An 11,492-nucleotide genomic window follows, 5' to 3' on the forward strand; every position below is an offset into this window, starting at 1 on the left:
CCGGACCTGACCCCCACGCCAAAGGGCCTTACACACCCAGATTGCGAAATGCCAGCCGGAACAGGAAACTGTTACCACGCCGCGCGTCACCTGTTGGTTGGTAATCGCGTCGCCAAGTCAGGCTGAGCGATAGGCAGTCGTCGTCATACGCCACGCCCAAACGGTGCCGGATGGGGTCAAAACCGTCTGCCAGAGTGGTTGTATCTTCGGTCGTGTCGGTCAAATCGATAATAGTTGAACCAAAAACCGACCAGTATCGCGCCACTCGAACGCGCCCCGCAAGGCGAATTTCCTCCCGGTCTGAAAGATCTTCTACCGTCGGCCCGATGTTGCGGTTCAGCTTCAGATAGCCTGCTTGCACATAAGTGCCGCGCGAACCGATCGTGGCGTCCACCTCGTTCCGGCGAATTGCCAGATTGTCCTTGTCTAGACGAAACCGGTGGGTCAGCTTTACGATGTCTTTGAAGCGGAATTCACTGCGGCCTACGATATCGGAAACCTTGTCGGAAAGTCCGGTTCCGTCGGGAAAGATCGAGGCACGGTTAGACAGTCGGTAACTCTGACCGATATTTATGTCCGCGGTGAAGTTGGTTTTACGCAGCGCCCAATCAAATCCATAAGTGACGCGATAATCATCTTCGAACCGGTCGTAACCCGGAAAACGGTTCAAAGCGAACAGGTTGCTGTCTTCCAGTTCGACGGCCCGTGAGTCCTCGTTTGGAATTTTCAGATTTTTGACAGAAGGCGCGGCAACCAATTGTACCCGCGGCGTGAATATCTGGGTTCCGCCAAATGCCTTGCCGACAAAAGGCCATTTGATGTCGGTCGCACCAGCGACGATTGCGCGTCCTTGCCAGCCGCTTTGGCCGCGATAGATAATGGTTGCTGTACTGGCATTTTCGTCGCTGTGGTAAACATCCCCACGGGCAAGCGCGGTGAACGCGATTTCCTGGCCAAGCCCTGTTAATTTACGCAGGTCCCATTTTACCGAGCCGAAAGCGCGTTGCGTATCTTGCCCTTCGGTGCGGCCAATCGCCAGGCTGTTCGCCTGTATGTTGATTTTACCGCCAAACAGGGAGTCGTTGATACGACGGCGATAATCAATTTCCGGCAACGCAATCGGCGAAAGGCCCTGATTGTCGCCGGTTCGCAATGTTTGCACGGCCCAGCCTGCAAGGGAAAAATAGCTGTCGCTGTCGATGCGCTCTGCCGCAAAAGTGGATCGCAGACGGTCGTCGCGGCTGATATCATAACGGCGCAGGAACGTCCGGTCGGACGCCCGACGGCCCGACGCCGAAATGGACCAGTTGGGATCGAGCTGGAACCGGCCAGAACCTTCGACATATCCGCGAAATACATTGTTGCCGGTCGGGATGACGGCGCCGCTCGTGTCAATCCGGTTGCTGTACGTTCCGTAAACCGAAACTTCGAAAGCGCCCTTTTTTTCCAGAGAACGCAATTTGACTTGTCCAAGCGGCGCGGCGTCGGAAAAGGCCGTAATCGCCCCCGTCAAATCGCGATTTTGGGAAATGCGCCAATAATAGGATTGTTCGAACTCTAGGCCGTTATTGCGGGAAAATCCAATACTGGGCACAAGAAAACCGCTGCCCGCCTTTGTGTCGACGGGGTGTGACAAAAGCGGTAAAGGCAATATTGGCAATCCGAATAGCTCGATCCGCGCACCTTCATATTTGACGCGCTTTTTGGCGGGGTCGTATACAACCTTAACCGCCTTCACTTCCCAGCTTGGTTCTTTGGGGCAGCCGTCGGGCCTTTGCACTTTGCACGCGGTGTATGCCGCAAAATCTAGGGAATAGACACCGTCGTTGCGGGCGCCTTTCTTTGCCGCCAGCCGGCTCTCATCGGCAAGTACGACAAGCAGATTGTCAACCACGCCGTCTTTCAAGCTGTCTGTGACCGATATCTTGTCCCCATATGCGACGTCGCCGTCGGGTCCGATGGAGCGGATATTGCCTTCGGCCGATACGTCGCCCGTTTTGCGGTTCCAGATGATCGTGTCGGCACGTAATGTGTAACCGTCGCGATTGACCACAACATCGCCTTTTGCGGTCACGACTTCGGTATTCGAATCATATTCGACTGATGCGGCGGAAAACCCGATATCGTCCCCTTCGGCCGAATTTTTGGATGCAGGGGTGTCGCCCTGAGCCGACGCCGTCGATGGCGCAGAGGTGCCGCCAATCAGCAACAGCGCCAACAAAAGCTGGAAAGAGGAAGGCCGGAAGGCTGGGATATTCATAAAAACCGGCTTGTCCTTTATCGCCGCTCTAAGCTCAGGTCCACCCATCTTGCGCCCTATCGCTGTATATGCGGTTAACGGCGCGCAAACCAAGCGTATCTTTTGCTTTAATAGCGCGCGCAATTGGGCCTATAGCAATCGCCATATTATAACGCACAGCGGAAAGGCTGACCATTTTCATGAAGATAGAATTCGCCGCAACACGACCGGAAGCAGCAGATGTGCTTGCGTTCATTGTTACAAAAAGCAGTTTTGAAGGATTCGTGTTTCCGCTCGAAAATGCACAAATGGTGCACGACACGGCAAAACTTGCCCGTTTCAAGGGCGACATCGGGCAAAGTTTCCTGCTGATCGCCAGCGAAGCCGGCAAATTGGTTCGGATCGTGTTGCTGGGTGTAGCCGACGGCGACGCGGGCGATTATCAAAAAGCGGGCGGTGAAATAATTGCCAAGGTGCAGACGTCGGGTGCCAAACATATTGCCATTCATGCCGAAAACCTGTCGGCGAAAGCTTCTGCCGAGGCGGCCTATGGGGCGGCTTTGCGCAATTGGCGGATGGATAAATATCGCACGAAGCTTCCCGAAACATCGCGGCCATCGGTGGAGCAGCTGACAGTCTGCGGCGCGCCAGCCGAAGCGTCCGGTTTGTGGGTAACGTACCAAGCTATCGCCGATGGCGTGGCACTGACCAAGGAACTGGTCACGGAACCTGCCAATATCATCTACCCCGAAAGCTTTGTGGAACGGTGCAAGCATCTGGCGGATCTTGGTGTGGAAATCACCGTGCTTGATGACGCGCAAATGGCAGAACTCGGTATGGGTGCATTGTTGGGCGTGGCGCAAGGTTCGCGTCGTCCCGCCCGGTTGCTTGCGATGAAGTGGGACGGAACCGGCGGCAAACAGGAACGGCCGCTTGCTTTTGTCGGCAAGGGCGTAACTTTTGACACCGGCGGCATTTCGATCAAGCCTGCTGCCGGCATGGAAGACATGAAATGGGATATGGGCGGCGCAGGTGCCGTTGCAGGCGTGATGAAGGCGCTCGCCGGACGCAAAGCTAAGGCCCATGTCGTCGGCATCTGCGGACTTGTCGAAAATATGCCCGATGGCAATGCCCAGCGGCCGGGCGATGTCGTAACGTCCATGTCAGGGCAAACGATTGAAGTCATCAACACCGATGCCGAAGGCAGGCTGGTTCTGTGCGACGCGCTTCATTGGACGCAGGAAACCTATAACCCCGAATATATCGTCGATCTCGCGACCCTGACGGGTGCGATCATCGTTTCGCTGGGCAGCGAATATGCCGGTATGTTCACCAACGACGATGGTCTTGCCGACAAGCTGTCCGCCGCAGGCAAGGCCTCGGGCGACCCGCTGTGGCGCTTCCCTCTGTCGAAGGCCTATGACAAGATGATCGACAGCCCCATTGCCGATATGAAGAATATCGGCGGCAAGGGCGCAGGCTCGATCACCGCGGCCCAGTTCCTGCAGCGTTTCATCAAGGATGGCGTGAAATGGGCGCATCTCGACATCGCCGGTACGGTCTGGGCGGACAAGCCCGGTGCCGTCTGGGACAAGGGCGCGACCGGTTTCGGCGTGCGCCTGCTCGACCGCTTTGTGGCCGATAATTTCGAAGGCTAAAGTTCCCCTCCCGCTTGCGGGAGGGGTAAGGGGAGGGTGACTGTGGCGGAAGGCGAGACTGACCTTCCCGCAAGCGGGAGGGGAGCAAGTGCAAGTAGATTTTTACCAGCTGACCCGTGACCCTGCCGAAAAGGTGATTCCCGTTCTCGCCCAGCGTGTGTTGGACGGGGACGGGCGGATGCTGGTGGTTAGCGGGGAAGGGGATCAACTGGATCGGCTGTCGACCGCGCTGTGGATTGCGAAGCCTGACAGCTTCCTTGCCCATGCAAAGGCAGGCGACGGGGACGATGCGTTACAGCCCATCCTGCTCTCCGCCACGCCAGATGCAGCCAATGGCGCGCGTTTTGTCGCGCTGGCCGATGGCGAATGGCGCGACGAGGCTTTGGGTTTTGACCGCATTTTCTACTTGTTTCCGCCCAGCCACACCGACAATGCCCGCACCGCCTGGCGCGCGCTTGCCAACCGCGACGATGTCGAGCGCCGTTATTGGAAACAGGATGGCGGCAAATGGGTGCAGGGCCCCTGATTTTATGATAGGTCGCATTGCACTTTTTGGAGGAAAATATGCGATACCTTATCCCTTTTGCCGCGCTGCTGGCGCTGACCGCTTGCGGAAGCAAGGACGAAACGACCACTGTTACCACCGCCGATGGTGGGGAAATCAAGATCACCTCCGACACCGATAATGGCTCCGAAAGCGGGACTATCACGTTCGAAGGCAAGGATGGCGAGGGCAAGATTACCTTCGGCGATGCGGCTTCGGGCCAGAAACTTCCCCTCGATATGCCTGTCTATCCGGGCGGCGAAGTGAAGGGCACCTTTACCGGAGGAGACGGCAAGGGCGAGCAGGGTGGCATGGCCACCGTTATGACCAAGGACCCGGCTGCCAAAGTTATCGATTTTTACAAGGCAGAAGCTGCCAAGCGCGGGTACGCAATCAAGACCACGTCGTCGGCCAATGATATGGCCAGCTTTTCCGCCGAAGGAAAAGGCGGCGAGACTTTGGTGATTACGGCCTCGCCCAGTGAAGGCGAGGGTACGGCGGCCGTCATCATGGGTGGCGCAAAGAACTGAAGCCGCGCCGCCATCACAACCCTTGCCACGTCGCGCTGCAACGGGTAGAGGCGCGCCAGTTTTTCACCCATAATTATCAGGAGCATCTCCCATGGCGGCCACCCGCACCTTTTCGATCATCAAGCCCGACGCAACCCGCCGTAACCTGACCGGTGCGGTCACCAAGATGCTGGAAGAAGCCGGCCTGCGCGTCGTTGCTTCCAAGCGCATCCACATGACCCGCGAACAGGCCGAAGGCTTCTACGCCGTCCACAAAGAGCGCCCTTTCTTCGGCGAACTGGTTGATTTCATGATCAGCGGCCCCGTTGTCGTGCAGGTTCTGGAAGGCGAAAACGCCATGCAACGCAACCGCGACATCATGGGCGCGACCAACCCTGCCAACGCCGAACCCGGCACGATCCGCAAGGAACTGGCCGAAAGCATCGAAGCCAACACGGTCCACGGTTCGGACAGCGACGAGAATGCAGCGATTGAAATCGCTTACTTCTTCAAGCCGGAAGAAATTGTCGGTTGATCAGACTTCCCTCTCCCACAGGGAGAGGGTTGCGCAAGCTTGGCAACTTGTTGCCTAGCTGTAGCTGGGTGAGGGGATCGGCCCTATCGACAGGGCACGCCCCCTCACCAACGCCGCCTAATTCGCTGCGCTCATAAGGCTCTGTATCCTCTCCCAATTGGAGAGGGGGCGTTCATCGAACTTCAGATTACACCATCCGTAGCCCTGAAGCCTACCGCTTCGTCACCCTGAACTTGTTTCAGGGTCCATTTTGAAGTTAGCCCCCGAACTTCGATGGAAGCGCAACCGTGACGCACCATGGCACTTCCCCTTAGAATGCAGGATTCGTCTTCCCGATGGACCCTGAAACAAGTTCAGGGTGACGGTGACGGTGACGGTGTCGGTATTGGTGACGTTGACGGTGTCATGTTGGCGCTGGTTAGACTAAAACTCCCCCGCCACATCCATCAGCTTCGTCAACTTCTTTGGCGCGACGGCCAGCCAGCTTTTGGCGAGCCAGTCGGCGATGTGGTCCCAGTCAGTGTCGCCCAGATCCAGCCGGATGCCGATCCAGCCATCGCCGAAATAGGCGGGGCGGTAATAGCGGTCTTCGTCGCTGTCGATCAGCATCGCCTGTTCTTCCGCGCCGCTGATTTTCACCAATAATGCGGTTCGGCCGTCGCCATGATGGTTGATCGCCACATAGGCGAATTTCTTGCCGCCGATAATGCCGAAACAGGGCATGCCGTGGGAGGACACCTCGTCCGCTTCGGGTTGCGCCAGCGCGCGTTTGCGCACTTGCCCGACCAGCCATTCAGGGTCGGTGCCGCGCGATACAAAAGCGGCCAGCGTGCGGCTATAAAGCTGGTGTTCGGCAAACAGAACGCGGGCCGCAAGGGTATAGGCCGTGTCGTCCGGCAAAATTGCCACTTCAGTCTGGCCCAGCACGGGACCCCCATCCAGTTCCGCCGTGACCAGATGCACGCTGCATCCGGCCACTTTGTCGCCCGCATCGAGCGCCCGTTGATGGGTGTGAAGACCCTGATATTTAGGGAGGAGCGACGGATGGATATTCAGCATCCTGCCTTCCCATTGCTCCACAAAAGTCTCGCTCAATATTCGCATATATCCGGCCAGAGCGACGTGCGTTGCGCCCGATTCCAAGATCTTGGCATGCATGATGGCGTCGTGCGCTACCCTGTCCATTCCCTTGTGCGCATGGGCAAAAGTCGCGATGCCTTCGCCCTGCGCCAGTTTCAGCCCACCGGCGTCGGGATTGTTGCTGGCCACCAGGACGATTTCATAGGGACAATCGGGGTGCTTTGCGGCATAAAGCAACGCGGCCATATTGGTGCCGCTGCCTGAGATCAGGATGGCGACTTTGGCCTTAGCCATGGTGCGTCGCGGTCCAACCACCCTTGGCGCTCCAAGTCTCGGTGCTGCCTTTGACCGTGCAGCCTTTGTCACCTGCCGCGATATGGCCAATATGGTACGCGGTTTCGCCTGCGGCTTCCATCGCCGCCATCACTTCCGCCACATCGGTGGCCGCGACCACAACGGCCATGCCGATGCCGCAGTTGAAAGTGCGGGCCATTTCCTCAGGCTCGATATTTCCCTGTGCCTGCAAAAAGGCCATCAGGCGTGGCTGTTCCCATGCGTCCGCGTCGATATGCGCATGCAGGCCAGCGGGCAGGACGCGGGGGATATTTTCCAGCAGACCGCCGCCGGTGATGTGCGCCATGGCGTGCACCTTGCCGGTGCGGACGAGCGGCAACAGCGATTTCACATAGATGCGCGTCGGCGCCATCAGCGCATCGATCAGCAGCACATTTTGGTCAAAAAGGGCCGGGCGGTCGAGTTTCCAGCCCTTGTCGGCGGCAAGACGGCGGACAAGCGAGAAGCCGTTGCTGTGCACACCCGATGATGCGAGGCCGAGGATGACATCGCCGTCGGCAACCTTGTCGGCGGTCAGTACCTGATCACGCTCGACCGCGCCGACGCAGAAACCGGCGAGGTCATAATCGCCCTCGCTATACATGCCCGGCATTTCAGCGGTTTCGCCGCCGATCAGCGCGCAGCCAGCCTGTTTGCAGCCTTCCGCGATGCTGGCGACGACGGCGGTCGCGACATCATTGTCGAGTTTGCCGGTCGCGTAATAATCGAGGAAGAACAGAGGTTCGGCGCCCTGGACGATCAAATCATTGGCGCACATCGCGACAAGATCGATCCCGACACCTTCATGGCGGCCCGATTCGATGGCGAGTTTCAGCTTGGTGCCGACGCCGTCATTGGCGGCGACCAAAAGGGGATCGTTAAATCCTGCTGCTTTCAGATCGAAAAAGCCCCCAAATCCGCCGAGATCGGCGTCTGCACCGGCGCGGCGCGTGGCCTTGGCCAGCGGCGCAATGGCGCGCACCAGTGCGTTGCCGGTTTCGATGGATACACCTGCCTTGGCATAAGTGTAGGATTCGGATTGCTGTTCTTTTGCGTCCATTTGTCGCCGTTAGCGAGAACAGGGTTGGAATTCCACGTCTATGTCGCCTAAAGGCAGGATGATGTTAAAAATGGGCGGAAAATGGTTTGGAATTGCGGCGATCGGCCTGCCTCTGGCGTTGATCGGCGGAGGAATAGTTGTTGCCCAGATCGAAGGGCCAAAGCGTGGCATTGCGCCGATTGCCAGCACCGGTGATTTCGAGGTCACGGGTGTTTCGGTCAATGTATCTGGAAAAAATGCTTTCGAAGCACGGCAAAAGGGCTGGGAAGAGGCGCAACGGCTCGCGTGGGCGGCGCTTTGGCGCAAGACGCACGGTGCGGCCGGGGCAATGCTTTCGGATTCCACGCTTGATGGTATTGTCGCCGCTATTGTTGTGGAAAATGAACAAACCGGTCCCCGGCGTTATGTTGCAAAGCTGAGTGTGTTGTTTGATCGCGCACGCGCAGGGCAGTTGTTGGGGGTAAGCGGGATTACACAACGGTCAGCCCCGCTCCTGCTGCTTCCCGTAACATATTCCGCAGGTGCGCCGACGGTGTTTGAACAGCGGACATCATGGCAAAGAAGCTGGGCAAAGTTTCGCACCGCAGACAGTCGTGTGGATTATGTCCGTCCAAGCGGAGCCGGAGGCGAATCGCTTTTGTTAAACGCCGGGCAAATGGATCGGCGCAGCCGTATATGGTGGCGCACGATTTTGGATCAATTCGGGGCCGCCGATGTTATCATTCCCATCGCACGGATCGAACGGCAATGGCCCGGTGGTCCAGTCGTTGGCCGGTTTTCGGCACGCTATGGTCCCGATAACAAATTTCTGGGTTCATTTACGTTACGCACGGGCAGCAGTGCGGGCATAGCTGCGATGATGGATCAGGCCGTGGTGCGTATGGACCAGCTTTTCCAAACCGCGCTGGCCGATGGCCGCCTGCGTGCGGATGCGTCGCTCGTTCTTGAAAAAGAAGTTGTCGAAGAAGAGGAACTGGAGACCGAAGAAGAAGAACTGCTGTCTTCGGAAATTGATCCAAATATCGAGGCTCCGGTGATACAATCGCTGGATGATGTTGTGCGGTCAATCGTCCCCGAATCTCCAACCGCTTCGGCTCCTGTTCCAGCAACACCGGCGCAGCAGCGGCCCTAAGCCGAGAGCGATATGGGCCAAATAGCGTTGCCTTTGGATGAATTGCGCGGCGGTGCATCGTCGAGTTTGATTATCACGCCGTCAAATGCCACTGCTTTTGCCGGAATTGGCAGCAGCGCGAGCTGGCCCAAGGGGTGCGCCATCCTGACAGGTCCGCCTCGTTCGGGCAAAAGTTTGATGGCGCGCTATTTTTCAGGGCAGGGCGGGACCGTGATCGACAATGCCGAGGCGTGCGCGGCCGAAACACTGTTTAATGCATGGAACCGGTCGCAGGAAAGTTCGGTGCCATTGCTTTTGATTTCGCGTTGGCATCCGGCGGATTGGAACATCACATTGCCGGACTTGCAATCACGGGTCGGCGCGGCGTTATTGCTGGAAATTTCGCCGCCAGATGATGAAATGATCGAACAATTGTTGCAAAAGCAACTGGCGGATCGCGGGGCAGCAATTGGCATTGATGCGTTGAGTTATGTCAAGCGCCGTATCGAACGCAGCTATGCCGCTATTGAGGGCTTTGCGCGCAACGCCAATGCCATGGCGCTGGCACAAAATGCGCCGGTCACTCTGGCTTTGGTCAAGAAGGTTCTGGAAGTTTAACGACAAACAAATTCCGTTATCTTCACCGTCACCCTAAACTTGTTTCAGGGTCCATTTTGAAGCTGCCCCCGAGTCCAGTTGGAAGCGCAACCGAGCGGCACCATGGCGCTGTTACCCGAAATGCAGAGGTTCGCGGCCCTATGGACCCTGAAACAAGTTCAGGGTGACGGTGTTGGATTTACCAGGGTGACGGTGAATTTAGAATTCGACCAAAAACCTAACCGCAATTGACGCGGGTGATGATCATGTCTTCATTATAATGCACGTTCAGCCGGTCGGCGCGATAATCCATTGTCGTCATCGAATGGGGCGGAAGCCAGCGGAGCGTTGCGGAACCGCTTTGGGCGACCATTTTGCTGCCCAGATCAACACTGGTTTTCTGGCCAATGGCATATTGCACCGATTCGGCGGCGCAGGCAAAGCCTCCAGCATTTTCCGCGGGTATGATTTCGGTCGTATAGGGTGCCTCGCGCGCTGTGTTGGTACACGCCGATAAAGCCAATATGGCAAGGGGCACATAAAGTCTCATGTCAGCAAATCCTCTTCATGGGTGCGCGTCATTTTCAGCTTACCATTGACGACGGCAAACGCCAAACGTCCTTCAACCAGATCAAGCGCATCGCGACCGAATTGTTCAAAGCGCCAACCCGTTAGCATTTCGAGGCCCTCGCGTTCGCCAGCGGCCAATCGTTCCAGTTCCTCTGTGCGGACAATCAGGCGCGGCGCCACATTTATTTCCCGGGACCGAATTTTAAGCAGCAGTTTCAACAGGTCAGCAACCAGCGACCCGTCTTTACCACCGCCCGGCGCGCCCCGTCCCCGGTCGGGCAGCGCGTCGCGTGCCATGGGTTGGCTGGATTCGATAACCGCAATCAGCCGCGCGCCAATCTCATTATCGCGCCATGCCGGTGACAGGCCGCGTACCTTGGGCAGATCCGCCTGTGACTTGGGGGGATGCGCCGCAATGTCGGCAAGCGTTTCATCCTTCATAATCCGACCACGCGGAATATTCTTGCGCTGCGCTTCTTTCTCTCGCCACGCGGCCATCGCTTGCAAGCGGCCGAGCACATCGGGTTTGCGCGATTGTACCTTGATCCGGCTCCAGGCATTTTCGGGATCGTTGCGATAGTTGGCCGCGTCCGATATCCGTTCCATTTCGTCATTCAGCCACATTCCGCGACCCGTCAGCTTGAGTTTTTCGAGCATCATCGGGAAAATGGTGGATAAATGGGTGACATCGGCGATTGCATAGTCAATCTGGCGCTTATCCAGCGGTCGGCGCGACCAGTCGGTAAAGCGGGCGCCCTTGTCGAGTTGGATGCCCATCCAAAGATCCACCAGATTGGAATAGCCAATCTGTTCGCCTTGCCCCAACGCCATCGCCGCAATCTGCGTGTCGAACATCGGGTGCGGTGTCTTGCCCGTCAGGTTGAAGAAGATTTCGATATCCTGCCCACCGGCATGGAAAATCTTGAGCACATCTTCGTTATTGCACAGCAATTCGAGCATCGGGGTCATATCCAGCCCTTCGGCCTTTGGATCGACGGCCGCTGCTTCATTGGCGTCTGCCAACTGGACCAGGCAAAGGTCCGGATAATATGTGTTTTCCCGCATGAATTCGGTATCGATCGCGACAAAAGGGGATTGGCCAAGGCGCGCGCATAATTCGGCGAGGCGTTTGCTGTCGGTGATGAGTGGATGAATCTGCATGTGGCTTTGGCCATAACAGGCATTCCCGACTTGACAAAGTGTTGCTGCAAGGTTGTTAGGCGCGCTTTCCACAGCTTTTTTGAATTGAGTGAACA

Annotated in this window: 11 protein-coding genes; 6 read left to right on the forward strand and 5 right to left on the reverse strand. The window is 57.3% G+C overall.

Annotated features, from left to right (window positions below; genetic code table 11):
• Positions 1–28 precede the first annotated feature (28 nt).
• Entirely contained in the window at positions 29–2,260 is a 2,232-nt protein-coding gene (locus tag ACKVOS_RS09125) for an LPS-assembly protein LptD (RefSeq protein WP_409211697.1), read from the reverse strand.
• 179 nt (positions 2,261–2,439) lie between these two features.
• Here ACKVOS_RS09125 and ACKVOS_RS09130 point away from each other — a divergent pair, with 179 nt between their 5' ends.
• The 4 genes from ACKVOS_RS09130 (at position 2,440) to ndk (ending at position 5,485) form a co-directional block, all read left to right on the forward strand.
• Positions 2,440–3,897: a leucyl aminopeptidase gene (locus ACKVOS_RS09130; RefSeq protein ID WP_409211698.1), complete on the forward strand. Its 1,458-nt coding sequence runs from the start codon at positions 2,440–2,442 to the stop codon at positions 3,895–3,897.
• A gap of 88 nt (positions 3,898–3,985) precedes the next feature.
• The gene (locus tag ACKVOS_RS09135) at positions 3,986–4,423 is read left to right on the forward strand and encodes a DNA polymerase III subunit chi (protein WP_409211699.1); all 438 of its coding nucleotides are present in this window, start codon (positions 3,986–3,988) and stop codon (positions 4,421–4,423) included.
• A 38-nt stretch (positions 4,424–4,461) separates the two neighbouring features.
• Entirely contained in the window at positions 4,462–4,971 is a 510-nt protein-coding gene (locus ACKVOS_RS09140; protein ID WP_409211700.1) for a hypothetical protein, read from the forward strand.
• A 91-nt stretch (positions 4,972–5,062) separates the two neighbouring features.
• Positions 5,063–5,485 carry a nucleoside-diphosphate kinase gene (ndk, locus tag ACKVOS_RS09145; RefSeq protein ID WP_409211701.1) on the forward strand — a complete coding sequence of 141 codons (423 nt, stop codon included), beginning with the start codon at positions 5,063–5,065 and terminating at the stop codon, positions 5,483–5,485.
• Positions 5,486–5,908: 423 nt separating this feature from the next.
• Here the strand turns inward: ndk and purN are convergent, their stop codons facing one another.
• Both purN and purM read right to left on the reverse strand, forming a co-directional pair.
• On the reverse strand, positions 5,909–6,859 hold the full coding sequence (gene purN / locus ACKVOS_RS09150) for a phosphoribosylglycinamide formyltransferase (protein ID WP_409211702.1): 951 nt from the start codon (positions 6,857–6,859) through the stop codon (positions 5,909–5,911).
• The gene (gene purM / locus ACKVOS_RS09155; RefSeq protein ID WP_409211703.1) at positions 6,852–7,958 is read right to left on the reverse strand and encodes a phosphoribosylformylglycinamidine cyclo-ligase; all 1,107 of its coding nucleotides are present in this window, start codon (positions 7,956–7,958) and stop codon (positions 6,852–6,854) included. Before purM ends, purN begins: the two co-directional genes overlap by 8 nt.
• 58 nt (positions 7,959–8,016) lie before the next feature.
• On the opposite strand from purM, the gene ACKVOS_RS09160 reads away from it, so the two are divergent.
• Together ACKVOS_RS09160 and ACKVOS_RS09165 are read left to right on the forward strand one after the other, a co-directional pair.
• Entirely contained in the window at positions 8,017–9,090 is a 1,074-nt protein-coding gene (locus ACKVOS_RS09160) for a heavy-metal-associated domain-containing protein (RefSeq protein ID WP_409211704.1), read from the forward strand.
• Between the two features lie 12 nt (positions 9,091–9,102).
• Complete coding sequence (locus ACKVOS_RS09165) at positions 9,103–9,687, forward strand: ATPase (RefSeq protein ID WP_409211705.1); 585 nt, start codon at positions 9,103–9,105, stop codon at positions 9,685–9,687.
• 217 nt (positions 9,688–9,904) lie between these two features.
• Here ACKVOS_RS09165 and ACKVOS_RS09170 read toward each other — a convergent pair whose 3' ends face one another.
• Both ACKVOS_RS09170 and rnd read right to left on the reverse strand, forming a co-directional pair.
• On the reverse strand, positions 9,905–10,216 hold the full coding sequence (locus tag ACKVOS_RS09170; RefSeq protein ID WP_409211706.1) for an I78 family peptidase inhibitor: 312 nt from the start codon (positions 10,214–10,216) through the stop codon (positions 9,905–9,907).
• The gene (gene rnd / locus ACKVOS_RS09175) at positions 10,213–11,397 is read right to left on the reverse strand and encodes a ribonuclease D (RefSeq protein ID WP_409211707.1); all 1,185 of its coding nucleotides are present in this window, start codon (positions 11,395–11,397) and stop codon (positions 10,213–10,215) included. Before rnd ends, ACKVOS_RS09170 begins: the two co-directional genes overlap by 4 nt.
• Positions 11,398–11,492: the final 95 nt, after the last annotated feature.

Source organism: Sphingorhabdus sp. (genome assembly GCF_046154385.1).
Taxonomy (GTDB): Bacteria; Pseudomonadota; Alphaproteobacteria; order Sphingomonadales; family Sphingomonadaceae; genus Sphingorhabdus_B.